The following is a 24,094-nucleotide window of genomic DNA, read 5'->3' as shown; positions in this document are numbered from 1 at the left end:
CTGTCCTCAGGCCTGTTGGCGGGCATCGGCTACGCCAGCGCGCAGGATGCGGCGGGTCAGCTCGAGCTTGAAGTCGTTGTGGCCATAGCCACGGGCGCCGGCGAGCAGGGCATCGCCCACGGCGGCCAGGTCACTGTCCACCGCCTGGCCGGCAAAGGCCTGGTCGGCCGCTGCCACCCGCCAGGGCTTGTGCGCCAGGCCGCCGAAGGCCGCCCGACCGCTGCGGATGCGGCTGCCATCCAACTCGACGATGGCCGCCATGGACACCAGGGCGAAGGCATAGGAGGCGCGGTCGCGTACCTTGCGATAGACCTGGATACCCGGTGGTGGTGGCGGCAGGGTGACGGCGGTGATGAGTTCGCCGGGTTGCAGCACCGTTTCGATCTGCGGGGTGTCCCCGGGCAGGCGATGGAAGTCGGCGAGGGGGATGCGCCGGGTGCGGCCAGTGGCTTCGCGGGTCTCCACCGTGGCGTCCAGCACCCGCATGGCCACCGCCATGTCGGAGGGATGCACGGCGATGCACTGGTCGCTGGCGCCGATCACCGCGTTCATCCGATTGAAGCCGCCCAGCGCCGCGCAACCACTGCCGGGCTGGCGTTTGTTGCAGGGCATGGCGGTGTTGTAGAAGTAGGAGCAGCGGGTGCGCTGCAGGAGATTGCCGCCGGTGGTGGCCTTGTTGCGCAACTGCGCCGAGGCGCCGGCTAAGAGGGCGCGGGACAGCACCGGATAGCGTTCGCGCACCCGGGCGTCGGCGGCCAGGGTGGAGTTGCGCACCAGGGTGCCGATGCGCAGGCCGCCGTCCGCGGTGGCGCTGATCTGGTCCAGCTGCAGGCGATTGATGTCCAGCACCTGGCTGGGGGTCTCGATCTCCAGCTTCATCAGGTCCAGCAGGTTGGTACCGCCGGCGATGAAGCGACTGCCGGCCTGGGCGCCCCGGCGGCTGGCCTCGGCTTCAGTCTGCACGCGCTGATAGTCGAAGACCCTCATGCCTGGCCCCCCGCCATCTGGATGGCCGCGACGATATTGGGATAGGCGCTGCAGCGGCAGAGGTTGCCGCTCATGCGCTCGCGGATCTCTTCTTCACTGAGCTTCATCGGCCCGTCGAGGCGCGCTGATACGTGACTGGGCATGCCGGCCTTGACCTCGTCCAGCAGGGCCACCGCCGAGCAGATCTGTCCCGGGGTGCAATAGCCGCACTGGAAACCGTCCTTGGCCAGGAAGGCGGCCTGCATGGGATGCAGGCGCTCGGCGTTGCCCAGGCCCTCGATGGTGGTGATGCTGTCGCCTTCGTGCATGGCCGCCAGGCTCAGGCAGCTGTTGATGCGCTGGCCGTTCACCAGCACCGTGCAGGCGCCGCACTGGCCATGGTCGCAGCCTTTCTTCGTGCCGGTCAGGTGCAGGTTCTCGCGCAGCGCATCGAGCAGGGTGGTGCGGCTGTCGACCCGGAGCCGGCGCGCCTCGCCATTGATCTGCAGGGTCAGCGGCAGCAGTTGCGGCAGGCGGGCGGCGATGGCCTGGGGCGTCAGGGGCGCACCACCGCTGGCCTGGGCGAAGGCGTAGCCGGGGATGGCGCTGGTCGCCACCAGCACCGCGGAGGTGCCGAGGAACTGACGCCGGGACAGGCGCCAGCGTGCATCGGAGTCGGAAGCCATGGTCGGATTCTCATCGTTGGGGGCACATCACGGGCGTTCTGATGACTGCCCCCGAACCTATGGGGTTCAGGCCACTGGGCCGCTGGCGCAGCGGAGCGCCATACCAGATGTGTCCTGGCCGGGGCGAAGCCCTCTGGAACGGGCTTTCCAACGCTTCGCTGAACAACCCTCAACGTGACGTTGAATACCGCTGGGCAGGGGTGCTGAACCGCTTCCGGTCGGGCGCAGTCCCTTACCTGAGGTGGCCTTTCGCTGTCACCGCCTGATTCCGACCACGGGGGCAATCTGCACCCCGCGGCTTTAACCGTGAGGTCCGCCATGAACGCTACCCCCGCGCGCCAGTTCCAGCCCCTGGCCGAACCCGAGTCCCATACCATCGCCCTGACCCTCAACGGCAAGCAGCTGCAGCTGGCCGTGGAGCCCTGGACCACGCTGCTCGATCTCTTGCGCGACCACCTCGATCTCACCGGTACCAAGAAGGGCTGCGATCACGGTCAGTGCGGCGCCTGCACCGTGCTGGTCAACGGCACCCGCATCAACAGCTGCCTGGCCCTGGCGGTCATGCAGGACGGCGCCGAGGTCACCACCGTCGAGGGCCTGGCCCAGGGCGACCAGCTGCACCCCATGCAGGCCGCCTTCGTCGCCGAAGACGCCTTCCAGTGCGGCTATTGCACCCCGGGGCAGATCTGCTCGGCCATCGGCATGCTCAAGGAAGGTCACGCCCACAGTGAAGCCGAGGTGGCCGAGCAGATGAGCGGCAACCTCTGCCGCTGCGGCGCCTATCGCAACATCCGCGCCGCCATCGAGCGGGCGCGTCCTGATTGCCAGCAAGGGGAGGGCCGCGAATGAACCGCTTCGGTTATGCCAAGCCCAACGCCGTGCCCGACGCCATCCGCCAGCATGGCCCCCAGACACATTTCATCGCCGGTGGCACCAACCTGCTGGACCTGATGAAAGAAAACGTCGAGCGCCCCGAGCAGCTGATCGACGTCAACGGCCTGCCCCTGCGCGAGGTCGAGACCACCACCGAAGGCGGGCTGCGCATCGGCGCCCTGGTCAAGAACGCCGAGGTCGCCTACCACCCCGAAGTGCAGCGGCGCTATCCGCTGCTGGCCAAGGCCATCCTCGCCGGCGCCTCGCCGCAACTGCGCAACATGGCCTCCACCGGCGGCAACCTGCTGCAGCGTACCCGCTGCTACTACTTCTATGACGTGGGCACCCCCTGCAACAAGCGCGAACCCGGCTCCGGCTGCGGCGCCCGCGAGGGGCAGAATCGCATCCACGCCATCCTCGGCCACAGCGAGCAGTGCATCGCCACCCATCCCTCGGACATGTGCGTCGCCCTGGCCGCGCTGGAAGCCCGGGTCGAGGTGAGCGGTCCGAACGGCGAGCGGGTCATCGATTTCGCCGACTTCCATCGACTGCCCGGCGACACCCCCGAGCGCGACACCAACCTCGCCGCCGACGAACTCATCACTGCCGTGACCCTGCCGGCCGAGAGCTTGGCGGCCAACAGCGCCTACCTGAAGATCCGCGACCGCGCCTCCTATGCCTTCGCCCTGGTCTCGGTGGCAGCCGCGCTGGAATTGGACGGCGAGCGCATCAAGCAGGTCCGCGTCGCCCTGGGCGGCGTGGCCCACAAGCCCTGGCGCCTGCCGGAGGCCGAGCAGGCGCTGGTCGGTCAGGTGGCGGACAAGGCGGCCTTTGGCCAATTGGCCGATCGCCTGCTGCAGGGCGCCCAGGGCTTCGCCCACAACAGCTTCAAGATCGAACTGGCCCGCCGCGCCATCGTGCGTGCCCTTACCGAAGCCGCCGGAGGTACCCTGCAATGACCGTCGTCCATCTGCAAAAAGCCGTTCCCCGCGTCGACGGTCCGCTAAAAGTCACCGGCCAGGCGCTCTATGCCGGCGAATTCAGCGTCCCTGATCTGGCCTTCGGCTTCGTCGTCAACGCCACCATCACCAAGGGTCGCCTGCTCGGCCTGGATGTCAGCGAGGCCCTGGCCCAGCCGGGCGTGCTCGAGGTGCTCAGCCATCTCAACCGACCCAAGATGGCCAGCTATGATGAAAGCTACACCGACATGGACGCGGCCGACGGCAAGCCCTTCCGGCCGCTGTACAACGATCGCATCCTCTACAGCGGCCAGCCCATCGCTCTGGTGGTGGCCGAGACCTTCGAGGCCGCGCGCCACGCCGCCTCGCTGATCCGTGCCCAGTACAGCGAGGAAGACCACGCCACCGACCTGGCCCAGGCCCGCAGCCAGGCCCACGAAGCGCCCATGGAATTGCCGGACAACCGCGGCGACGCCTCGGCGGCCTGGGCCGCGGCGCCCGTACGGATCGAGGCCGAGTACCACTCCGCGGCGGAATTCCACAACCCCATGGAGATGCATGCCTCCACCGTCATCTACCACAAGGACGGCAAGCTGACTGTGCATGACAAGACCCAGGGCGTGCAGAACAGCGCCCAGTTCGTCAGCAACATCTTCGGGCTGGGCGAGGGCGACGTGAAGGTCATCTCGCCCTTCGTCGGCGGCGCCTTCGGCTCCGGTCTGCGTCCCCAGTACCAGCTGGTGCTGGCGACCATGGCCGCGCTGCAACTCAAGCGCTCGGTGCGGGTGACCCTGACGCGCCAGCAGATGTTCACCTTCGGCTACCGTCCCGAGACCTACCAGCAGCTCAAGCTGGCCTGCGACAGCGACGGCAAGCTGCAGGCCATCGATCACAGCGCCCTGGGCATCACCTCGCGCTTCGAGGACTTCACCGAAATGGTGCTGGTCTGGTCGGCGTCGCTCTATGCCTGCCCCAACGTCAAGCTGGCCTATCAACTGGCCGCGCTGGACGTCTACACCCCCCTGGACATGCGCGCCCCGGGCGCGGTGCTGGGTGTCTATGCGCTGGAAAGCGCCATGGACGAACTGGCCTATGCGGCCGACACCGATCCACTGGAATTGCGCATCCGCAACTTCACCGACACCGATCCGGCCAAGGGCAAGCCCTATTCCAGCAAGGAATTGCTGGCGTGCTATCGCCAGGCTGCCGAGCGGTTCGGCTGGGAGCGGCGCAGTATGGCGCCACGCTCTATGCGCGACGGCAACCAGCTGGTGGGCTGGGGCATGGCCACCGGGGTCTGGGAAGCCATGCAGCAACCCGCCACCGCCAAGGCGGTGATGAACATCGACGGCAGCCTGGTGGTGGCCAGCGCCACCTCCGACATCGGCACCGGCACCTATACGGTGATGACCCAGATCGCCGCCGAAAACCTCGGCCTGCCGCTGGACAAGGTTACCTTCAAGCTGGGCGATTCCACCCTGCCCAAGGCACCCCTGGAAGGCGGTTCCTTCACCGTGTCCTCGGTGGGCACCGCGGTAAAGCTGGCCTGCGACCAGCTGCGTCAGCAACTGCTGGATGCGGCCAAGGAAATGGATAACTCGCCGCTGGCCAAGGCGGAGCTGGAGCAGGTGGTGTTCGCCGACGGCGGCATCAGCCTCAAGACCGATCCGGCCCAGCGCGTCGACTTCACCGCCATCCTCAGGGCCTCGGGTTCGCCGTCGATGGAGACCCTGGCCAGCGCCGAACCGGCGGAGGAGCGCGACAACTACGCCACCGGTACCCACTCGGCGGTGTTCGTCGAGGTCAAGGTCGACGAAGACTTCGGCAGCGTCCAGGTCAGTCGCGTGGTCACCGCAGTGGCTGCGGGTCGCATCCTCAACCTCAAGACCGGCGAGAACCAGGTGGCTGGCGGCATCGTCTGGGGCATCGGCATGGGCCTGCAGGAAGAGGGGATGATGGACACCACCGAGGGGCGCTGGATGAACCACAGCCTGGCGGAGTACCACTTCCCGGTGCAGGCCGACATCCAGCAGCTGGAGGTGATCTTCGTCGAGGAGAAGGACGAGATCGTCAATCCGCTGGGCGCCAAGGGCATCGGCGAGATCGGCATCGTCGGAGTGGCGGCAGCCATCGCCAACGCCATCTTCCACGCCACCGGCAAGCGGGTCCGCGATCTGCCCATCACCCTGGACAAGGTGTTCGCCGACGAGCTGGTGCACTAGGGCCGAGGTTGGAGCCATGTTGGGCTTCGACGATGAAGCCGTCTCAGCCCAACCTACCAAAGCGTCCCGCCGCGCTGAACCGCCCCCTCTCCCCCCGGGAGAGGGCTGGGGTGAGGGGTGCCAGGTACACCGTTGACCCCGATAACGTTGGGCTTCACTCCGCTCAACCCAACCTACCCCAACCCCTCGCTCCACCCTGAAACGAAAAAGGCCCGCCTCCAAGAGGCGGGCCTTTTTCAGGCAGTCGGTAAAAAGATCCTTCGACTCACTCGGCGTGCGACGCGCCTTCGTGTTCGATCTGCTCCTTGTATTCCAGGGCAGCGGCTTCGCTCTGATAGACGCCGACCAGTTCCCCTTCCTGCTTCACGTCCCACAGATGCATGCCCAGGCCACGGGCTTCGCGGGACATATGGTCTTCGTCACGTTCGGTTACGGTAATGGTCATGCTGAATCTCCTTGGTCGAGCCCGCGCTACGGCAGGGCTTGAAAACCCATACTAGAGCGTTTCGCTTCTGGACCAAGGCGTATCTCGGCAACAAGTTGTTACAACTTCTGCGACAATCTGTCGCGCCTGCGGTTGTCGTTTCGCTGCGTCGGCATCGCGGCCATGGGCCGCTCCTACAAAATCCTGCCAGCATGTAGGAGCGGCCCATGGCCGCGATAGGAGAAGAGGCACACTGCCCGAGGAAGGCTGCTGGATACTCACTCGACTGTCACCAGGCAGCCATCACACCTGCCTTGGCGCATAAAAGAAAACGCCCTCCGAAGAGGGCGCTTTGCCTGCAGACTGGATCAGTTGGCGCCCTTCACCGTGCGCCCGTTGACCGTGCCTTCCTTGAGGCTGGTCTGGTATTCCTTGCCGTCGCTCTCCTGCTGGTAGAGACGCACCAGCAGATAGTCCCAGTCCTTGGCGAACCACAGCTCGGTCTTGCGGCTGCTCTTGGTGGGGTCGCGCACGCGCTCGACCTTGATGGTGTCGAGCAGACCCAGCGGGGTGCGGATGCGCTCCGGGCCGATGACGCGGAAGTCGTAGGTGTCGATGCTGTCGCCGTCGACGATCTGGTAGCTCATGCTCTTCTTGCCGTCGGCCACGTCCTGCTGCAGCTTGAGCTGGTAGGTGGACTTGTCCAGCAGACCGCGATCCAGGGTCAGGCTGACCGGATCATCCTTGTCCTTGCCGGTGACCTTCTTGCCGGCCCAGTCGAAGGTCAGCTCGCTCTCGCGGCTCTTGCCCAGGCCACTGCGCTTGTACTGGTAGGTATCCGGCAGAAAGGCTTCGCCTTCGCGGCGGAAGGTGCTGGATTCGTTGAGACCGGCGACCAGCATGGAGGCCTCGAACTTCAGCTCCCAGCGGCCATCGGCTTCCTTCTGCAACGAGCGCTCGGCCGAGCCGCTGACCGGCATCTGCTTCCAGTCGGCGGTGTAGCTGGCCGTGAACGGCTGCAGGTCGAAGGCAAAGGCCGAGGCGCTGCAGAGGGTGGCCAATAGGAACAACAGACGTCGCATCAGTTTCTCCTTGGATCAGGAAGGGGAGGCCGCGGCCGTCAGCGACGGCAACTCGGCCCCGGTAGGCGGCAGCGCCTCGCCGTCCAGCTCGGCACCCAGGGTACCCAGCCGCAGACGACCTTCGGCAAACAACCGCACGGCCACAGGATAAAGGAGGTGCTCGGCGGCGTGTACCCGTGTCGCAAGGCTCTCCGCCGAATCTTCGGAACGTACCGGCACCCGCGACTGCAGCACGACCGGACCGCCATCCAGCTCTTCGGTGACGAAGTGCACGCTGCACCCGTGCCAGGCATCGCCGGCATCGAGGGCGCGCTGGTGGGTGTGCAAGCCCTTGTACAGGGGCAGCAGCGAAGGATGGATATTGAGCAGGCGACCCTGGTAGCGCCGCACGAAGGCGGGCGTGAGGATGCGCATGAAGCCGGCCAGCACCACCAGATCGGCGCCCTGGGCGTCGATGGCGGCCGCCAGGGCCGCATCGAAGCCTTCGCGATCGGCATGCTCGCGGTGATCGATCACCTGGGTGGCGATCCCGGCCTGCCGGGCCCGCTCCAGGCCATAGGCCTCGGCGCGGTTGGCGATCACCGCCGCGATCCGCACGGGCGGCGTCGCGGCGTCGATCAGGGCTTGCAGGTTGCTGCCGTGGCCGGAGATGAGCACCACCACGGCGCAGTCGGCTTGACTCATCCGTGCTGTTTCAGATTGTTCAGCACGACCTGGTCGGCGCCCTCGGCGGCCTGTTCGATGCGGCCGATGACCCAGGGCTGCTCACCCTCGGCACGCAGCACCTGCAGAGCGGCTTCGACCTGCTCCTGGGCCACGCAGATGACCATGCCCACGCCGCAGTTCAGCACGCGGTGCATCTCGGTCTCGTCGACGTTGCCCTGCTGCTGCAGCCAGTCGAACACCGCCGGACGCTGCCAGCTGGCCACGTCGAGCACCGCCTGGGCGCCCTCGGGCAGTACGCGCGGGATGTTGTCCAGCAGACCGCCGCCGGTGATGTGGGCCATGGCCTTGACCGCACCGGTGTCCTTGATCAGCTTGAGCAGCGGCTTGACGTAGATGCGGGTGGGCGCCATCAGCAGCTCGGTCAGCGGCTGGCCGTCGAGCTGGATGTTCTCGATGTCGGCACCGGCCACCTCGATGATCTTGCGGATCAGCGAATAGCCGTTGGAGTGCGGACCGGAGGAGGGCAGGGCGATCAGGGCGTCGCCAGTGGCCACCTTGGAACCGTCGATGATCTCGGACTTCTCCACCACGCCGACGCAGAAGCCGGCCAGGTCGTAGTCTTCGCCTTCGTACATGCCGGGCATCTCGGCGGTCTCGCCGCCCACCAGGGAGCAGCCGGCCTGTTCGCAACCGGTGCCGATGCCGGTCACCACCTGGGCGGCGACGTCGACGTTGAGCTTGCCGGTGGCGTAGTAGTCGAGAAAGAACAGCGGCTCGGCGCCACAGACCACCAGGTCGTTGACGCACATGGCCACCAGGTCGATGCCGATGCTGTCGTGCTTGGCCAGGTTCATGGCCAGGCGCAGCTTGGTGCCGACACCGTCGGTGCCGGAGACCAGTACCGGCTGGCGATAGCCTGCCGGGATCTCGCACAGGGCACCGAAGCCCCCCAGGCCGCCCATGACTTCCGGGCGGGCGGTGCGCTTGGCGACGCCCTTGATGCGTTCTACCAGAGCCTCACCGGCGTCGATGTCTACACCGGCGTCCTTGTAGCTCAGCTGGGGTTGTTTGCTCATGAATCCTGGCCTTTGGCTAATGGCGAAACGAGCCGGCTGGCGCCAGCCGGCAATGAGGCGGGCGATTTTACCAGAAGCCGTGCCAAAGCACGCGGCCCGCCGCGGCCTCCGGTCCGGGCGGCGATGGCACCCGGCCAGCCTGCCGTGGTCTGAGCCAGATCGCCTGTCCTTTCGCCGGGCGGGTAGTCCCCGCCGCTACCTTATAAGCAGCCCGCGACCCAGTGCCCTTGCTCGCGGGTCAGGCGGCTTTTAAGGTATGCCCCTTGCCCCTTCTATGGAATCGCCATGCGCCGTCTCGTCCTTCCGTTGCTCGCTTCGCTGCTGGTCCTGAGTCCGCTCGCCCGCGCCGAGGTGGTGGACAACCTCTACCAGGTCCGCGAGCCGGTGACCTCGCAACAGCCGGACGAGCGCAATGCCGCCCTCAAGCGCGCCCTGCAGGTCCTGGCCGGGCGCCTGACCGGCAACCCCCAGGCCGGCCAGACCCCGGCGCTGGCCAGCGCCCTGGCGGCGCCCGAATCCCTGATCAGCCAGTACGGCTACGACGCCGGTCCGCCAGAGGTGCTGGTGGTCAACTTCGATCCGGCCGCCACCGAGCGGGCCCTGGGTCAGGCGGGTCTCTCGGTATGGGGCGCCAATCGTCCGGTGGTGATGATCTGGTGGCTCAACGACGCCGACAGCGGGGCGACCCTGGTCGGTGACGGCCAGCCCGCCAGCACCGGGGTCCAGCGCGGCGCCCAGCGCGCCGGTCTGCCGATCCGTCTGCCGCTGGCCGACCTCAACGAACAACTCGCCGGCACCGCCGCCAACATCGACGCCAGCGATCCGACCGCCCTGCGCCAGGCCTCCGAGCGCTACGGCGCCAATGCCCTGCTGGCCGTCCACGCCAAACCCCAAGGCAATGGCTGGCAGGCCCAGTGGCGCCTGTGGAACAACGGTGCCGCCGAACAGGGCAGCAGCCAGGCCGCCGATCAGGATGCCCTGGCCGCTGCGGTGCTGCAGGATGTCGCCGCGCGCCTGTCAAAGAAATTCGTCTCCCGCCCGGGCACGACCCAGCCGCTGACCCTGGTGGCCGACAATTCCAACTTCGAACGCTATGCCCAGCTGCAGAAGGTACTGGAGCCCCTGTCGAGTCGGCTGGTCAAGGTCGACGGCACCCAGCTGACCTACGACCTCACCGCCAATCCGGACCAGTTGCAGGCGCAACTCGGTCTTGCCGGTCTGCAGCCTGCTACGGCGCCGGCCGCTCCGGCACCGGCGACCCCGGCTGCACCCGTCGATGCCACGGCTGCTCCGACCCCGCCCGCGGCTCAGCAGGCGCCGGCCGCGCAACCGGCGCGGAACACCCTGTATTTCCGCTGGCCGTGAGGGCTGGCACCCAAGACTGAAGCGGCTGCTGCGAGGGGCCCGGGATTTGGTTAGACTTGGCGCCCTCGCGAAACTGCCAAGAGCCGTTCGAGCCGGCATGATGCCTTTACAGCTGCCCCTGGGCATTCGTCTGCGTGACGACGCCACCTTCGTCAACTACTACCCTGGCGCCAATGCCGCGGCGCTCGGCTATGTCGAGCGTCTCTGCGATGCCGACGCCGGCTGGACGGAAAGCCTGATCTATCTCTGGGGCGGCGCGGGTGCCGGCCGCAGCCACCTGATGCAGGCCGCCTGTCACCGCCTGGAAGAACTGGGCGAGCGCGCCATCTACCTGCCCATGGGCGAACTGGCCGACTACGGCGTCGAGCTGTTCGACAACCTCGAACAGTGCGAGCTGGTCTGCCTCGACGATCTCGACGCCCTGGCCGGGCAGCGGCGCTGGGAAGAGGCGCTCTTCCATCTGTTCAATCGCCTGCGCGATGCCGGCAAGCGACTGCTGATCTCCAGTACCGCCTCGCCGCGGCAATTGCCGGTGCAGCTGGCCGATCTCAAGTCGCGCCTGACCCTGGCGCTGGTCTTCCAGTTGCGCCCGCTGTCCGACGAAGACAAGCTGCGCGCCCTGCAACTGCGGGCCTCCCGCCGCGGCCTGCACCTGACCGACGAGGTCGGTCGCTTCATCCTCTCGCGCAACACCCGCAGCATGGACGCCCTGTTCGACATGCTTGAACGCCTGGATCAGGCGTCGCTGCAGGCGCGACGCAAGCTCACCATTCCCTTCGTCAAGGAAATCATGGGCTGGTAGCCGCGCCGGCTACCGCTATTGCTGCAGGCGACCCGCCAGGGTCGCCAGGCGCTTGCCCAGGGCCCGGCACAGCGCCGTCTCCTGCTCGTCCAGCGCGCGCTTGCCATCCGCCCCGGCGAAATGACTCGGCCCATAGGGCGTACCGCCCCCCTTGGTTTCCAGCAGGGCGCTTTCGCTGTAGGGCAGGCCGGTGATGAGCATGCCGTGGTGCAGCAGCGGCAGGGCCATGGACAGCAGGGTGCTCTCCTGGCCGCCATGCAGACTGGCGGTGGAGGTGAAGACGCCAGCGGGCTTGTCCACCAGGGCGCCGGTCAGCCAGAGGCTGTTGGTGCCGTCGAGAAAGTACTTCATGGCGGCGGCCATGTTGCCGTAGCGCGTCGGACTGCCCAGGGCCAGGGCCGCGCAATCGCGCAGGTCGTCGAGGGTGGCGTAGACCGCGCCCTGCTCGGGCACCGCCGGAGCGACGGCGGCGCACTCGGCGGAGACTGCCGGCACGGTGCGCAGGCGCGCGGCCATGCCGCCCATCTCCACCCCGCGGGCGACCTGGCGGGCCATCTCGGCGGTAGCGCCATGGCGGCTGTAGTAGAGCACCAGGACATAGGCTTCGGGGGTCATTGCAGGATCTCCAGGACACGCTCGGGGGGACGACCGACGACGGCGCGTTCGCCGTGCACGGCGATGGGTCTTTCGATCAGCTTGGGATGGGCGGCCATGGCCGCGATCAGGGCTGCGTCGTCCAGCGCCGGATCGGCGAGGTTCAATTCGCGATAGGCGTCCTCGCCGGTGCGCAGCAACTGGCGCGCCTCCAGGCCCAGCTTGGCGAGCAGCGCGCGCAGGGTGGCGGCATCCGGCGGCGTTTCCAGGTAGGGCACCACGGACACGGCTAGCTCGCGGCTTTGCAGCAGCGCAAGGGCTGCCCGCGATTTCGAGCAGCGCGGATTGTGATAGAGGACGATTTCACTCATGGGCTGATCCATAGAAGGTAAGATGCCCATTGTAGCGGGTTGGCGAGGACTGCCGCGCCAGCCCTTGACCGTGCCTTTCGAGGAACCGCCAATGCCGGCCCGCTTGCGTGAACTGCTGTCCTTCGTTCGCTACCTCGCCGACCGCTTCATCGAAGACCGCGCCCCCAACAATGCCGCGGCCCTCACCTATACCACCCTGTTCGCGGTGGTCCCGGTGATGACCGTCACCTTCGCCATGCTCTCGGCGATACCCGCCTTCCAGGGCACGGAAGTGCAGATCCAGGCCTTCATCTTCCGCAATTTCGTGCCCTCCACCGGGGCGACCCTGGAAGAGTACCTGCGCAACTTCATCGAGCAGGCGCGGCACCTGACCTGGCTGGGCGTGGCCCTCCTGGCGGTGACGTCCTTCTTCATGCTGGTGACGGTGGAAAAGACCTTCAACGACATCTGGCGGGTACGCATTCCGCGGCGCGGGGTCTCCAGCTTCCTGCTCTACTGGGCGGTGCTCAGCCTGGGGCCCCTGCTGCTGGGCGCCGGCTTCGCCATGAGCACCTACCTGGCCTCGGTGGCCCTGGTGTTCGGCTCCTACGGCATGTCCGGCGCCCAGGCGCTGCTCAAGGTCACGCCGCTGCTGTTCAGCATCGCCGCCTTCACCCTGATGTACGCCGCCGTGCCCAACACCCGGGTCCCGCTGCGCCATGCGCTGATCGGCGGAGCCCTGACCGGGGTGCTGTTCGAGGCGGCCAAGAGTCTGTTCGGCCTCTATGTCTTCTATTTCCCCGGCTACCAGCTGATCTATGGCGCCTTTGCCACGGTGCCGCTGTTCCTGGTGTGGATCTATGTCTGCTGGCTGATCGTGCTGCTCGGCGCGGAGGTGGTCTGCAGCCTGTCCACCACCCATCACTGGCGCCGCGCGCCGCTGCCGGCCTTCTTCATCCTGCTCGCCGTGCTACGGGCCTTTCTGGAAAGGCAGCAGAGCGGTTCCAGTCTGCATCTGGGGCGGCTGCACCAGGCGGGCTGGAAGCTGCCGGAGCATGAATGGCATGCGGTGCTGGCGTTCCTGCAGCAGGAACGCCTGGTGTGCCAGAACGACAGCGGCCACTGGGTGCTCTGCCGCGACCTACATGGCTATGCGCTGCTGGATCTGCTGGATCGCGCACCCTGGGCACCGCCGGCGCCGGATTGCTGGCCGCCTGCCGAACGCTTTCCCGGTGACTGGTATCCACAGCTGCAGGAGGCCTTCGCGCGGCTGCAGGCACAGCGTCATGAACTGCTCGCCGGAAGCGTGGCCCAGTGGCTCAAGGTCGCGCCGGTGCTGGAAGAACGAGGAGCCCCGCGATGATGGCAAAATCGGCACGTCATGGCCTGATAAGTGGCCGCGTCCAGGGCGTCTACTATCGCGAGAGCACGCGGCAGGAGGCGCAGCGACTGGGCGTCACCGGCTGGGTGCGGAATCTGGCGGATGGCCGGGTGGAATGCCACCTGGAAGGTTCGGTCGAGGCGCTCGCCCAAATGGAGCTCTGGCTATGGCAGGGACCGGCAGCGGCCGAGGTGACCGGGGTGGAGCTGGAGGAGGTGGCCTGTACAGGCCTGACCGACTTCCAGGTCAGGCGCACGGACGCCTGACCTGGAGCGGTAGCCCTCAGCGGGCCTTGAGGAAGCCGACGATCTCGGCCAGGGCGACGTTCTGGCTGTCGCTGTCGGTACGGCCCTTGTATTCGACCAGGCCTTCGTTGAGACCGCGCTCACCCACCACCAGGCGATGGGGGATGCCGATCAGCTCCATGTCGGCGAACTTCACGCCAGGGCTGGTCTTCTTGTCGCGGTCGTCCAGCAGCACATCGAAGCCGGCGGCCTTCAGCTCGCCGTAGAGGCGATCGGTCGCTTCCTTCACCGCGGCGTTCTCGTACTTCATCGGCACCAGGGCGATCTGGAAGGGCGCCAGGGCAGCCGGCCAGCGGATACCGCGCTCGTCATGGTTCTGCTCGATGGCGGCGGCGACCACGCGGGACACCCCGATGCCGTAGCAGCCCATGGTCAGGGTGGTGGGTTTGCCTTCCTCACCCAGCACCGACAGTTTCATCGCCTCGCTGTACTTGGTGCCCAGCTGGAAGATATGGCCCACTTCGATGCCGCGCTTGATCACCAGGGTGCCCTGGCCATCGGGGCTCGGATCACCGGCCACCACGTTGCGCAGATCGGCGACCTGGGGCAGCGGCAGATCACGCTCCCAGTTCACGCCGAAGTAGTGCTTGTCTTCCTGGTTGGCGCCGATGCCGAAATCGCTCATCAGGGCGACCGAGCGATCGACGATGCAGGGGATCGACAGATTCATCGGGCCCAGGGAACCGGGGCTGGCGCCGATGGCCGCGCGGATCTCCGGCTCGGTGGCGAACACCAGGGGGCTGGCGACTTCCGGCAGGTTGGCCGCCTTGATCTCGTTGAGTTCGTGATCGCCACGCACCACCAGCGCGACCAGGGTGCCTTCCTCGGCGCCACGCACGACCAGGGTCTTCACGGTCTTTTCGATGGCCAGGCCGAATTTCTCCACCAGATCGGCGATGGTCTTGGTGTCGGGGGTGTCGACCAGACGCAATTCCTCGGTGGCGGCGCCGCGCGCGGTCTCCCGCGGCAGGGCCTCGGCCTTCTCGATGTTGGCGGCGTATTCGGAAGTGTCGCTGAAGGCGATGTCGTCTTCACCGGAACCGGCCAGCACATGGAATTCGTGGGAGCCGCTGCCGCCGATGGAGCCGTTGTCGGCCTGCACCGGACGGAAATTCAGACCCAGGCGACTGAAGACGTTGCAGTAAGCCTGGTACATGGCGTCGTAGGTTTCCTGCAGCGACGCCTGGTTTAGGTGGAAGGAATAGGCGTCCTTCATCACGAACTCGCGGCCGCGCATCAGGCCGAAACGCGGGCGGATCTCGTCGCGGAACTTGGTCTGGATCTGGTACAGGTTGATCGGCAGCTGTTTGTAGCTGTTCAACTCGTTGCGCATCAGGTCGGTGATGACTTCCTCGTGGGTCGGGCCCACGCAGAAATCGCGCTGATGACGGTCCTTCAGGCGCAGCAGCTCGGGGCCGTACTGCTCCCAGCGACCGGATTCCTGCCACAGCTCGGCGGGCTGGATCGCCGGCATCAGCACCTCCAGGGCGCCGGTGGCGTTCATTTCTTCGCGCACCACGGCTTCCACCTTGCGCAGCACGCGCAGGCCCAGCGGCAACCAGGTATAGAGACCCGAGGCCAGCTTGCGGATCATGCCGGCACGCAGCAGCAGCTGGTGGCTGATCACCACGGCATCGGAAGGGGTTTCTTTGAGGGTGGACAGCAGGAACTGGCTGGTACGCATGGCTAGGCGGTCTGTCGGCATCGAGACGGGACCGGCATTGTACGGCGGGGTGGGGCAGGGCGTACAGGGACGCGGGTGGCGCCGACCGGAGGCCGGAAAAGAACAGCCCGGCGAATGCCGGGCTGCTGGATCGTGCGAGGTACGCTATCCCTTACAGGATGCTCAGCGGGTACTCGGTGATCAGGCGGAACTCGTTGACATCGCCACCAGTGGTGGCATCACCACGGTGCCAGGTTTGGCGAACGCGGAAAGAGAGGTTCTTAGCAGGACCGCTTTGCAGGATGTATTTGGCTTCTACGTTGGTCTCTCTTTCTTCCGCACCGTCGGCGTAAGCGCCATAGAAGCCGTTGGTGCTGTCCTCGATACCGGTACCACGGACATAACGAGTCATGAAGCTCAGGCCAGGTACGCCAAGGGTGGCCATGTTAAGGTCATACCGAGCCTGCCAGGACTTTTCGCCAGGCGCATTGAAGTCGGAGTACTGAATAGAGTTAGCCAGGAAGATGCCGTCCCCGCCGCCATTGGTACCCGCTACTGCAGCGTAATCGAAGGGCGTGTTGCCGTTCACCTTTTGGAAGCCAAGGGTAAACGTGTGAGCATCAACGCTGTAAGCCGCTGCCAAGGAGTAGGTGTTGTTGCTGATGTCACCTGCTTTGGCGCTGCCAGTGTCTTTGGTGTAGTAGTAGTTAGCGTCGAAGGTCAGCGACTGGTTGGCTGTCAGCGGCTGTACGTAGTTGGCATTCGCGTAGTACTGGTTCCAGACATCTTCCAGTTTTGCGTAGTACAGCGATGCACTGAACTGATCCGAGAATGCGTACTTACCGCCAGCGTAAGCTGCGGAATTCGCTACTGCGCCAGAATAGCTGGTGCCGATCGAGCCATTGTGGAAGGTGTTAACACCGTCGCGGGCATCGGTGAAGTAACCAGCTTCGAAGAACAGCTTGTCGATTTCTTCGCTGGTCAGCATGAAGCCAGTGCCGGTGGCCGGGAACAGGCGGCTACCGCCTAGAGCGAAGACCGGAGACGTAGGCTGCAGGTAGCCGTACTTCAATACAGTATTGGACACACGCACTTTGACCGCTGCGTTAGCAAACGAGTACTCGTCTGCTGGGCTACGATCGTTTTCGATAGGTAGGTTGCCAGAGTTGGAGTGACCAGCACCGCCGTCCAGTTTCAGGCCAAGATAACCGCTGGCATCCACACCAACACCCACGGTGCCTTGGGTAAAGCCAGAGGAGTAGTTGAGGATGAAGCCATGGGACCAGTTGCGCCCGTCATGTGGCACCTTGTCACCATCAGCATTTACGGATCGCTGCGTTTCCGCACTACGGTTGAAGTAGTAGTTTCGGTTCAACAGGTTCAGCTTGCTGTCTTCGACAAAGCCCTTGGACTCGGACTGCTGGTCGGCGAAAGCCAGTTGAGTGGTCCCTGCGGCTACGGCCAGGGCGAGAATGCTCCACTTCATCGCTTGCATCAGAAATGCTCCTTTGGGTTGAAAGTCAGCCATCGTGTCAGCCGTGGCTGTTTGTTCTAATGGCGGCACATATAGCACCTCTCTCGGAGGGGCGATAGGCTTCATCAAAATTTTGCGTGTGATGAGCGGATTAACCGTGACTCTTAAGAAAGCTCTTTAAGAGTTCCCGTCCGATCGTCGTACCCGGATCGTGATAGCAAAAAGCGTGCACAAACGCTCAATCCCTGAGCCCGCCTGTCTATCGCTGCTCCGCTCCCCGGGCAATGGGCAGTTTCGGAAGGGTTGGTTGCACCTTTGTGACACCAAAGGTTTCACTTGCACAAAGCTGTGCACACTTTTAGTGCCGACAGGTGTTGGCAGGAGATGAGATGTTCCAAATAGACCCACGGCTGGCCGGAGATACCCTGGAAGTGGCGTCCTTGACGCTGTGTCAGGTATTGCTGCTGAACGACAGGCGCTATGACTGGCTGGTGCTGGTACCCCGGCGCGAAAGTGTTACCGAGATCCTCGACCTGTCACCCCAGGATCAGGCACAACTGTGGCGAGAGGTGACACTTGTTGCCCAGGTGTTGCGCCACGCGCAGCCGGATCTAAAATTGAACATCGGTGCTCTGGGCAACGTCGTCAGGCAATTGCACCTGCACGTCCTGTTGCGGCAGGAGGGCGATCCGGCCTGGCCCGGCCCGGTATGGGGGCACTCGCCACGCGAGCCCCATACCGCGGAAGCCGGCCATGCCGCAGCGGAACGCTGGCGGGTGCTGCTCGCGGAGGAGACACAGGCATGACCCTTGAAGACCGTATCGCCGACCTGGAAATGCGCCAGGCCTTCCAGGACGACACCATTCAGACCCTCAACGACATCATCGTCGAGCAGCAGCGGGCGCTGGATCGCTGCGCGGCCCAGATTCGCGTCCTGGCCGAGCGCCAGGCCGAGCTGCAGAGTTCGGGTGGCGGTGGGCTGCCGGACGAGGCGCCGCCCCCACACTATTGAGATCCGTTCCGCAGCTGAATCTTGTTGTCGCGCTGACGTACGTGCATAGCTGTCTTTGTTGGCTACTCTAGCCGCACTGCATCTTTGCACTTTTTTGGTGCAGTCCGGCCTCGTCCCCTGTGGAACTCGCTCCGGGAGAGGCCTGTCCTCTGCGGAGCGAAGCCCACAGCACCTTCAGGACGGAGTACGGTTATGGCGTTTTTCACCGCTGCCAGCCAAGCGGATTTCCAACAACAACTCAAGAATGCCCTCGCGGCCCATGTCGAAGGGGATGCCCTCGAACAGCTGGAGCGCTTCACCGCCCAGTTCTTCGGCATCGTCCCGCTGGAAGAGCTCACTCAGCGTCGGCTCTCCGATCTGGTCGGCTGCGTACTGTCGGCCTGGCGTCTGCTGGATGTCTTCGATCCGTCCGAGCCGCGGGTCCAGGTCTTCAATCCGGACTACGAACGACACGGCTGGCAATCGAGCCACACCGTGGTGGAGGTGCTGCACGCCGATTCGCCGTTCCTGGTCGACTCGGTGCGCATGGAGCTCAATCGCCAGGGTTACAGCGTCCATACCCTGCAGAACAGCGTTCTCAGCGTGCGCCGGGATGCCCAGGGTCGTCTGCTCGAGTTGCTGCCCAAAGGCCAGCAGGGCGAAGGGGTGACCCGCGAAGCCCTGATGTTCCTCGAGATCGACCGCTGTGCCGCAACCAGCGAGTTGCGCGCCCTGGAGGCGGCGCTGCAGGAGATCCTCGGTGAGGTGCGCCTGGCCGTCGGCGACTTCGCCGCCATGAAGGCCAAGGTCGCCGACCTGTTGAGCTGGCTGGATCGGCGTCCGGCTGGCGTGGAGGAGGGCGAACTGGCCGAGGTCAAGGCCTTCCTCGACTGGCTGCGCAACGACCGTTTCACCTTCCTCGGCTACGAGGAATTCACCGTCGAAGGCGACGGCGAGACTGCGGTGCAACGCTATGTGCCCGACTCCCTGCTCGGCCTGTCGCGACGCCTGCGCGGTCGCCCTGAGACCGCCGAAATCACTCTGTCCGGGGAGCCGCTGCGCTATCTGCGCGAACCGGTGCTGCTGTCCTTCGCCAAGGCAGCCGACCCGAGCCGGGTGCATCGCCCGGCCTATCCCGATTTCGTTTCCCTGCGCGAAGTGGACGCCAGTGGCCGGGTGGTGCGCGAGCACCGCTTCATGGGCCTCTACACCTCCAGCGTCTACAACGACAGCGTGCGCGAGATTCCCTATATCCGCCGCAAGGTCGACGAGGTGCGTCGCCGCGCCGATTTCGACAGCAGCGCCCACCTGGGCAAGGAACTGGCCCAGGTCCTCGAAGGCCTGCCGCGGGACGATCTGTTCCAGACCCCTGTGGACGACCTGTTCAGCACCGCCATGGCCATCGTGCAGATCCAGGAGCGCAGCAAGGTGCGCGTCTTCCTGCGCCGCGATCCCTATGGCCAGTTCTTCTATTGCCTGGCCTATGTGCCGCGCGACATCTATTCCACCGAGGTGCGCCAGCGCATGCAGCAGATCCTCATGGATCGCCTGCATGGCACCGACTGCGAATTCTGGACCTTCTTCTCCGAATCCGTGCTGGCGCGGGTGCAGTTCATCCTGCGCGTCGATCCGCTGCAGCCGCAGGACGTCGATCCGGCGCGCCTGGAGCAGGAGATGGTGCAGGCCTGCCGCAGCTGGAAGGACGACTTCGCCAGCCTGATGGTGGACAGCTTCGGCGAAGCCCAGGGCACCTCCATCCTGGCCGACTATCCGCTGGGCTTTCCGGCCGGCTACCGCGAGCGCTTCGCGCCGCACCTGGCCGTGGTGGACATGCGCCACCTGCTGGCGCTCAGCGACGAGCGCCGTCTGGCCATGGGCTTCTACCAGCCGCTGACCCAGACCGGCGACAACATCCTGCACTGCAAGCTCTATCACGCCGATACGCCCCTGGCGCTGTCGGACGTCCTACCGATCCTGGAAAACCTCGGGCTGCGCGTGCTCGGCGAATTCCCCTACGAGCTGCGCCATCGCAATGGCCGCCGCTACTGGATCCATGACTTCGCCTTCACCACCGTGGCCGGTCTGGAGCTGGATCTGCAGCAACTCAACGACACCTACCAGGACGCCTTTGTCCAGGTGGTGGACGGGCAGGCGGAAAACGACAGCTTCAACCGCCTGGTGCTGACCGCCGGGCTGCCCTGGCGCGACGTCGCGGTGCTGCGCGCCTATGCGCGCTACCTCAAGCAGATCCGCATCGGCTTCGACATCGGCTACATCGCCGCCACCCTCAACGCCCATGTCGACATCGCCCGGGAACTGGTGCGGCTGTTCCGCATGAAGTTCTACCTGGCGCGGCGCATGACCAGCGAAGACCTGGACGACAAGCAGCAGCGTCTGGAGCAGGCCATCCTCAGCGCCCTCGACGATGTCGCGGTGCTCAACGAGGACCGCATCCTGCGGCGCTACCTGGACCTGATCAAGGCGACCCTGAGAACCAACGTCTTCCAGACCGACGCCGGCGGCAAGCCCAAGGCCTATTTCAGCTTCAAGCTCGATCCCAAGGCCATTCCCGAGCTTCCGCGCCCGGTGCCGCGCTACGAGATCTTCGTCTACAGCCCGCGCGTGGAAGGGGTGCACCTGAGATTCGGCAACGTCGCCCGCGGCGGCCTGCGCTGGTCGGATCGCGAGGAAGACTACCGCACCGAGGTGCTGGGCCTGGTCAAGGCGCAGCAGGTCAAGAATTCGGTGATCGTCCCCGTGGGCGCCAAGGGTGGCTTCGTGCCACGGCGCCTGCCCACCGGCGGCTCCCGCGACGAGATCCAGGCCGAGGCCATCGCCTGCTACCGCATCTTCATCAGCGGTCTGCTGGACATCACCGATAACCTGAAAGACGGTGAAGTGGTCCCGCCGGCTGCCGTGGTGCGCTACGACGGCGACGACCCCTATCTGGTGGTGGCGGCCGACAAGGGCACCGCGACCTTCTCCGATATCGCCAACGGCATCGCCCGGGACTATGGCTTCTGGCTCGACGACGCCTTCGCCTCCGGTGGTTCGGCGGGTTACGACCACAAGAAGATGGGCATCACCTCGCGGGGCGCCTGGGTCAGCGTGCAGCGCCACTTCCGTGAGCGCGGCATTGATGTCCAGACCGATCCGGTCACCGTGGTGGGCATCGGCGACATGGCCGGCGACGTCTTCGGCAACGGCCTGCTGCGTTCGCGCAGCCTGGAGCTGGTGGCGGCCTTCAACCACCTGCACATCTTCATCGATCCCAATCCGGACGCCGAGCGCAGCTATGTCGAGCGCGAGCGGCTGTTCAACCTGCCGCGGTCGAGCTGGACCGACTATGACGCCAGCCTGATCTCCCAGGGCGGCGGCATCTTCCCGCGCAGTGCCAAGCGCATCGCCATCAGCCCGGAGATGAAGGCGCGCTTCGATCTGCAGGCCGATCACCTGACGCCCAACGAGCTGATCAACGCCCTGCTCAAGGCGCCGGTGGATCTGATCTGGAACGGCGGCATCGGCACCTACGTCAAGGCCAGCTTCGAAAGCCACGCGGACATCGGCGACAAGGCCAACGATGCCCTGCGCGTGGACGGCTGCGACCTGCGCGCCAAGGTCATCGGCGAGGGTGGCAACCTGGGCATGAGTCAGCTGGCGCGGGTGGAATTCGGTCTGCACGGCGGTGCCTGCAACACCGACTTCATCGACAACGCGGGCGGCGTGGACTGCTCCGACCACGAGGTCAACATCAAGATCCTGCTGGGCGACGTGGTCTCCGCCGGCGACATGACCGTCAAGCAGCGCAATACCCTGATGGGCGAGATGACCGACGAGGTCGGCGAACTGGTGGTCGCCAACAACTACATGCAGACCGGTGCCCTGTCCCTGGCGGAATACCGGGCGCGGACGCACCTGGCCGAATACCAGCGGCTGATCGTCGACCTCGAAGGGCGTGGCAAGCTGGATCGTACCCTCGAATTCCTGCCCAGCGACGAGGTGCTCGCCGAGCGCGCGGCCAAGGAGCAGGGCCTGACGCGGGCCGAGCTGTCGGTGCTGATCTCCTACAGCAAGATCGATCTCAAGGAACAGTTGCTGGCCTCTTCGGTGCCGGACGACGACTACCTCGCCCGGGACATGCAGGGCGCCTTCCCGCAGCGCCTGACCGAGCAGTTCCCCGAGGCCATGGCGCGCCATCGCCTCAAGCGCGAGATCGTCGCCAACCAGATCGCCAACGACCTGATCAATCACATGGGCATCACCTTCGTGCAGCGCCTGTGCGAATCCACCGGCATGAGTGCGGCCGATGTCGCCCGCGCCTATGTGGTGATGCGCGACGTCCTGCATCTGCCGCACTGGTGGCGTCAGGTGGAAGCCCTGGATCATCAGGTGCCGGCGGAGTTGCAACTGCGCCTGATGAGCGAGTTGATGCGACTGGGCCGGCGGGCGACCCGCTGGTTCCTGCGCAGCCATCGCAGCGGCCTGGATGCCGGCGCTGTGGCGGCCTTCTTCGGGCCGCGCATCGCCGCCCTGGGGGTGCGCCTGGACGAACTGCTGCAGGGCGAGCCGCGCCAGGACTGGGAAGAGCGCTTCCGCGCCTATACCGAGGCGGGCGTGCCCGAGCTGCTGGCGCGGGTCGTCGCCGGGACCAACCACATCTATACCCTGCTGCCGGTGATCCAGGCCGCGGAGGTCACCGCCCAGGATCCGCTGGAAGTGGCAGCCACCTGGTTCGCCGCGGGTGATGTGCTGGACCTGGCCTGGTACCAGCAGCAGCTCAACCAGCTGCCGGTGGCCAATGCCTGGCAGGCGCTGGCGCGCGAGGCCTTCCGCGACGAGGTGGATGTGCAGCAGCGCACCATCACCATCGCCATGCTCAACCTGAGCGAGGCGCCGAGCGATCCGGAAGCGCGCCTCTCGCTGTGGCTGGAGCGCCATCGGGCAGCCGTGGAGCGCTGGCGGGGTCTGCTGGTTGATCTGCGCAATGCCAGCGGTCAGGACTATGCGATGTACAGCGTCGCCAGTCGTGAACTGGCGGATCTGGCCAGCAGCAGCGCCTGAGACAGGCGCTGCCCACGAATGGCGTTCGTGGGCAGCGTCGTCTGACAGGGCATGAAAAAAGGCGGCGTACCCTCGGGTACGCCGCCTTTTTTCAACGTTCGGATTCGATCAGGGCTGGGGTTGTGTCGAGGGTGCCTGGAGGGCGCTCAGCCCTTGCAACAGGGCCTGGTGAAAGCGCTCCGGCGCCTGCATCTGGGGCGCGTGGCCCAGGTCCTCGAATTCCACCAGGGTCGCCCGGGGGATGCGCCGCGCCGCCGCCTTGCCCAGTTCTGGATAGTGACCCAGCTGCGCCTTGATGGCGGCCGGCGCGGCGTCCTTGCCGATGGCGGTGGTATCACGCTGGCCGATCATGAGCAGGGTGGGCATGCGCAGTCGGGCGAATTCGTAGACCACCGGCTGGCTGTAGATCATGTCGTAGATCAGGGCCGAGTTCCAGGCGACCCTTTCCTTACCGGGGCCGTTGTTGAGACCGGCGAGCATCGTCACCCAGCGTTCGTAGGCCGGGGACCACTGGCCGGCGTAGTAGGTGCTGCGCTCATAGTCGCGGATGCCGTCGGCGGAGGTCTTCAGCTCCCGGGCGTACCACTGGTCGACGCTGCGATAGGGTACGCCCAGGGCCTTCCAGTCCTCGAGGCCAATGGGGTTGACCAGCACCAGCTGTTCGGTGGCCTCGGGATAGAGCAGGGCGTAGCGGGTCGCGAGCATGCCGCCGGTCGAATGGCCGATCAGGGTCGCCCGGGCGATGCCCAGGTGGTCGAGCAAGGCCCGGGTATTGGCGGCCAGTTGCTGGAAGCTGTACTGGTAGTGGGCCGGCTTGCTGGATTTGCAGAAGCCGATCTGGTCCGGGGCCACGATCCGATAGCCGGCAGTGCTCAGCACCTGGATGCTCTGCGCCCAGGTGCCGGCGCAGAAGTTCTTGCCGTGCAACAGCACCAGGGTCCGGCCGTTCGGTTTTCCGCTCGGCGCGACGTCGAGATAGGCCATTTCCAGTGGTTGGCGCTGGGAGTCGAAGCTGAAGGTCTTGACCGGGTAGTCGTAGTCGAAGCCTTCGAGACGTTCGCCGTAGAGGGGCTCGGCCTGACCGAGCGGACTCAGCAGCAGGGCGACCAGGGGGAGGGCGCGGCGCAGGGACATGGACAGGATCCTGGGGCTAA

Annotated in this window: 21 protein-coding genes; 10 read left to right on the top strand and 11 right to left on the bottom strand. The window is 65.8% G+C overall.

Annotated elements, in window-relative coordinates:
* Nucleotides 1–6: 6 nt before the first annotated feature.
* Both CFE50_RS08460 and paoA read right to left on the bottom strand, forming a co-directional pair.
* Entirely contained in the window at nucleotides 7–987 is a 981-nt protein-coding gene (locus CFE50_RS08460; RefSeq protein WP_286732693.1) for an FAD binding domain-containing protein, read from the bottom strand.
* Nucleotides 984–1,652, bottom strand: coding sequence for an aldehyde dehydrogenase iron-sulfur subunit PaoA (paoA, locus tag CFE50_RS08455; RefSeq protein ID WP_286732692.1), 669 nt, complete (start codon nucleotides 1,650–1,652; stop codon nucleotides 984–986). The genes CFE50_RS08460 and paoA overlap by 4 nt, the downstream gene beginning before the upstream one ends.
* A gap of 318 nt (nucleotides 1,653–1,970) precedes the next feature.
* Here paoA and CFE50_RS08450 point away from each other — a divergent pair, with 318 nt between their 5' ends.
* Genes CFE50_RS08450 through CFE50_RS08440 form a run of 3 tightly spaced genes read left to right on the top strand, consistent with a single transcriptional unit; the run spans nucleotide 1,971 to nucleotide 5,706 of the window.
* Entirely contained in the window at nucleotides 1,971–2,501 is a 531-nt protein-coding gene (locus tag CFE50_RS08450; RefSeq protein WP_115945958.1) for a (2Fe-2S)-binding protein, read from the top strand.
* Complete coding sequence (locus CFE50_RS08445; protein WP_286732689.1) at nucleotides 2,498–3,484, top strand: FAD binding domain-containing protein; 987 nt, start codon at nucleotides 2,498–2,500, stop codon at nucleotides 3,482–3,484. The genes CFE50_RS08450 and CFE50_RS08445 overlap by 4 nt, the downstream gene beginning before the upstream one ends.
* Complete coding sequence (locus tag CFE50_RS08440; RefSeq protein ID WP_286732687.1) at nucleotides 3,481–5,706, top strand: xanthine dehydrogenase family protein molybdopterin-binding subunit; 2,226 nt, start codon at nucleotides 3,481–3,483, stop codon at nucleotides 5,704–5,706. Before CFE50_RS08445 ends, CFE50_RS08440 begins: the two co-directional genes overlap by 4 nt.
* Before the next feature lie 265 nt (nucleotides 5,707–5,971).
* On the opposite strand, the gene CFE50_RS08435 is transcribed toward CFE50_RS08440, so the two are convergent.
* The 4 genes from CFE50_RS08435 to purM all read right to left on the bottom strand — a co-directional run bounded on the left by CFE50_RS08435 (nucleotide 5,972) and on the right by purM (nucleotide 8,954).
* On the bottom strand, nucleotides 5,972–6,151 hold the full coding sequence (locus CFE50_RS08435) for a hypothetical protein (protein WP_007159313.1): 180 nt from the start codon (nucleotides 6,149–6,151) through the stop codon (nucleotides 5,972–5,974).
* Between the two features lie 347 nt (nucleotides 6,152–6,498).
* Complete coding sequence (locus CFE50_RS08430) at nucleotides 6,499–7,212, bottom strand: DUF3108 domain-containing protein (protein ID WP_027596994.1); 714 nt, start codon at nucleotides 7,210–7,212, stop codon at nucleotides 6,499–6,501.
* Nucleotides 7,213–7,227: 15 nt separating this feature from the next.
* A complete protein-coding gene (gene purN, locus CFE50_RS08425; RefSeq protein ID WP_286732681.1) occupies nucleotides 7,228–7,896 on the bottom strand; it encodes a phosphoribosylglycinamide formyltransferase in 669 nt (222 codons plus the stop codon).
* Nucleotides 7,893–8,954 carry a phosphoribosylformylglycinamidine cyclo-ligase gene (gene purM / locus CFE50_RS08420; protein WP_007159310.1) on the bottom strand — a complete coding sequence of 354 codons (1,062 nt, stop codon included), beginning with the start codon at nucleotides 8,952–8,954 and terminating at the stop codon, nucleotides 7,893–7,895. The genes purN and purM overlap by 4 nt, the downstream gene beginning before the upstream one ends.
* A 285-nt stretch (nucleotides 8,955–9,239) precedes the next feature.
* Here purM and CFE50_RS08415 point away from each other — a divergent pair, with 285 nt between their 5' ends.
* A complete protein-coding gene (locus CFE50_RS08415) occupies nucleotides 9,240–10,319 on the top strand; it encodes a DUF2066 domain-containing protein (protein ID WP_286732677.1) in 1,080 nt (359 codons plus the stop codon).
* Between the two features lie 97 nt (nucleotides 10,320–10,416).
* Nucleotides 10,417–11,121, top strand: a complete 705-nt coding sequence (gene hda, locus CFE50_RS08410) for a DnaA regulatory inactivator Hda (protein WP_017638945.1) — start codon at nucleotides 10,417–10,419, stop codon at nucleotides 11,119–11,121.
* Nucleotides 11,122–11,136: 15 nt separating this feature from the next.
* Here hda and wrbA read toward each other — a convergent pair whose 3' ends face one another.
* Both wrbA and arsC read right to left on the bottom strand, forming a co-directional pair.
* Entirely contained in the window at nucleotides 11,137–11,736 is a 600-nt protein-coding gene (wrbA, locus tag CFE50_RS08405; RefSeq protein ID WP_007159307.1) for an NAD(P)H:quinone oxidoreductase, read from the bottom strand.
* The gene (gene arsC / locus CFE50_RS08400; RefSeq protein WP_042135924.1) at nucleotides 11,733–12,086 is read right to left on the bottom strand and encodes an arsenate reductase (glutaredoxin); all 354 of its coding nucleotides are present in this window, start codon (nucleotides 12,084–12,086) and stop codon (nucleotides 11,733–11,735) included. Before arsC ends, wrbA begins: the two co-directional genes overlap by 4 nt.
* 91 nt (nucleotides 12,087–12,177) lie before the next feature.
* On the opposite strand from arsC, the gene CFE50_RS08395 reads away from it, so the two are divergent.
* Nucleotides 12,178–13,428, top strand: coding sequence for a YihY family inner membrane protein (locus CFE50_RS08395; RefSeq protein ID WP_027602651.1), 1,251 nt, complete (start codon nucleotides 12,178–12,180; stop codon nucleotides 13,426–13,428).
* A complete protein-coding gene (locus CFE50_RS08390; RefSeq protein ID WP_286733337.1) occupies nucleotides 13,428–13,712 on the top strand; it encodes an acylphosphatase in 285 nt (94 codons plus the stop codon). The genes CFE50_RS08395 and CFE50_RS08390 overlap by 1 nt, the downstream gene beginning before the upstream one ends.
* A gap of 16 nt (nucleotides 13,713–13,728) precedes the next feature.
* Here the strand turns inward: CFE50_RS08390 and CFE50_RS08385 are convergent, their stop codons facing one another.
* Both CFE50_RS08385 and CFE50_RS08380 read right to left on the bottom strand, forming a co-directional pair.
* Complete coding sequence (locus CFE50_RS08385) at nucleotides 13,729–15,435, bottom strand: proline--tRNA ligase (RefSeq protein WP_074584449.1); 1,707 nt, start codon at nucleotides 15,433–15,435, stop codon at nucleotides 13,729–13,731.
* Between the two features lie 151 nt (nucleotides 15,436–15,586).
* Nucleotides 15,587–16,909 carry an OprD family porin gene (locus tag CFE50_RS08380; RefSeq protein WP_286732667.1) on the bottom strand — a complete coding sequence of 441 codons (1,323 nt, stop codon included), beginning with the start codon at nucleotides 16,907–16,909 and terminating at the stop codon, nucleotides 15,587–15,589.
* A gap of 368 nt (nucleotides 16,910–17,277) precedes the next feature.
* Here CFE50_RS08380 and CFE50_RS08375 point away from each other — a divergent pair, with 368 nt between their 5' ends.
* The 3 genes from CFE50_RS08375 to CFE50_RS08365 all read left to right on the top strand — a co-directional run bounded on the left by CFE50_RS08375 (nucleotide 17,278) and on the right by CFE50_RS08365 (nucleotide 22,940).
* On the top strand, nucleotides 17,278–17,694 hold the full coding sequence (locus CFE50_RS08375) for an HIT domain-containing protein (RefSeq protein ID WP_042135918.1): 417 nt from the start codon (nucleotides 17,278–17,280) through the stop codon (nucleotides 17,692–17,694).
* Entirely contained in the window at nucleotides 17,691–17,900 is a 210-nt protein-coding gene (locus CFE50_RS08370; RefSeq protein ID WP_007159300.1) for a SlyX family protein, read from the top strand. The genes CFE50_RS08375 and CFE50_RS08370 overlap by 4 nt, the downstream gene beginning before the upstream one ends.
* Before the next feature lie 192 nt (nucleotides 17,901–18,092).
* On the top strand, nucleotides 18,093–22,940 hold the full coding sequence (locus tag CFE50_RS08365) for an NAD-glutamate dehydrogenase (protein ID WP_286732662.1): 4,848 nt from the start codon (nucleotides 18,093–18,095) through the stop codon (nucleotides 22,938–22,940).
* A 108-nt stretch (nucleotides 22,941–23,048) separates the two neighbouring features.
* Here CFE50_RS08365 and CFE50_RS08360 read toward each other — a convergent pair whose 3' ends face one another.
* Nucleotides 23,049–24,074: an alpha/beta fold hydrolase gene (locus CFE50_RS08360; RefSeq protein WP_286732660.1), complete on the bottom strand. Its 1,026-nt coding sequence runs from the start codon at nucleotides 24,072–24,074 to the stop codon at nucleotides 23,049–23,051.
* Between the last annotated feature and the right edge of the window lie 20 nt (nucleotides 24,075–24,094).

The organism is Pseudomonas sp. PGPPP4 (assembly GCF_002256045.1).
GTDB classification, from domain to species: domain Bacteria; phylum Pseudomonadota; class Gammaproteobacteria; order Pseudomonadales; family Pseudomonadaceae; genus Chryseomonas; species Chryseomonas oryzihabitans.
Note: the sequence above shows the minus strand (reverse complement) of the source record. Positions and strands in the feature narration are given on the sequence as shown.

Bases quoted from the DNA above. Each gene is read 5' to 3' on its own strand.
- CFE50_RS08460 (WP_286732693.1), bottom strand. From the start codon at position 987: ATGAGGGTCTTCGACTATCAGCGCGTGCAGACTGAAGCCGAGGCCAGC.
- CFE50_RS08360 (WP_286732660.1), bottom strand. From the start codon at position 24,074: ATGTCCCTGCGCCGCGCCCTCCCCCTGGTCGCCCTGCTGCTGAGTCCG.
- CFE50_RS08435 (WP_007159313.1), bottom strand. From the start codon at position 6,151: ATGACCATTACCGTAACCGAACGTGACGAAGACCATATGTCCCGCGAA.
- CFE50_RS08440 (WP_286732687.1), top strand. From the start codon at position 3,481: ATGACCGTCGTCCATCTGCAAAAAGCCGTTCCCCGCGTCGACGGTCCG.
- wrbA (WP_007159307.1), bottom strand. From the start codon at position 11,736: ATGACCCCCGAAGCCTATGTCCTGGTGCTCTACTACAGCCGCCATGGC.
- hda (WP_017638945.1), top strand. From the start codon at position 10,417: ATGATGCCTTTACAGCTGCCCCTGGGCATTCGTCTGCGTGACGACGCC.
- paoA (WP_286732692.1), bottom strand. From the start codon at position 1,652: ATGGCTTCCGACTCCGATGCACGCTGGCGCCTGTCCCGGCGTCAGTTC.
- purN (WP_286732681.1), bottom strand. From the start codon at position 7,896: ATGAGTCAAGCCGACTGCGCCGTGGTGGTGCTCATCTCCGGCCACGGC.
- CFE50_RS08450 (WP_115945958.1), top strand. From the start codon at position 1,971: ATGAACGCTACCCCCGCGCGCCAGTTCCAGCCCCTGGCCGAACCCGAG.
- CFE50_RS08445 (WP_286732689.1), top strand. From the start codon at position 2,498: ATGAACCGCTTCGGTTATGCCAAGCCCAACGCCGTGCCCGACGCCATC.
- CFE50_RS08390 (WP_286733337.1), top strand. From the start codon at position 13,428: ATGGCAAAATCGGCACGTCATGGCCTGATAAGTGGCCGCGTCCAGGGC.
- CFE50_RS08365 (WP_286732662.1), top strand. From the start codon at position 18,093: ATGGCGTTTTTCACCGCTGCCAGCCAAGCGGATTTCCAACAACAACTC.
- CFE50_RS08380 (WP_286732667.1), bottom strand. From the start codon at position 16,909: ATGCAAGCGATGAAGTGGAGCATTCTCGCCCTGGCCGTAGCCGCAGGG.
- purM (WP_007159310.1), bottom strand. From the start codon at position 8,954: ATGAGCAAACAACCCCAGCTGAGCTACAAGGACGCCGGTGTAGACATC.
- CFE50_RS08430 (WP_027596994.1), bottom strand. From the start codon at position 7,212: ATGCGACGTCTGTTGTTCCTATTGGCCACCCTCTGCAGCGCCTCGGCC.
- CFE50_RS08375 (WP_042135918.1), top strand. From the start codon at position 17,278: ATGTTCCAAATAGACCCACGGCTGGCCGGAGATACCCTGGAAGTGGCG.
- CFE50_RS08415 (WP_286732677.1), top strand. From the start codon at position 9,240: ATGCGCCGTCTCGTCCTTCCGTTGCTCGCTTCGCTGCTGGTCCTGAGT.
- CFE50_RS08370 (WP_007159300.1), top strand. From the start codon at position 17,691: ATGACCCTTGAAGACCGTATCGCCGACCTGGAAATGCGCCAGGCCTTC.
- CFE50_RS08395 (WP_027602651.1), top strand. From the start codon at position 12,178: ATGCCGGCCCGCTTGCGTGAACTGCTGTCCTTCGTTCGCTACCTCGCC.
- arsC (WP_042135924.1), bottom strand. From the start codon at position 12,086: ATGAGTGAAATCGTCCTCTATCACAATCCGCGCTGCTCGAAATCGCGG.
- CFE50_RS08385 (WP_074584449.1), bottom strand. From the start codon at position 15,435: ATGCGTACCAGCCAGTTCCTGCTGTCCACCCTCAAAGAAACCCCTTCC.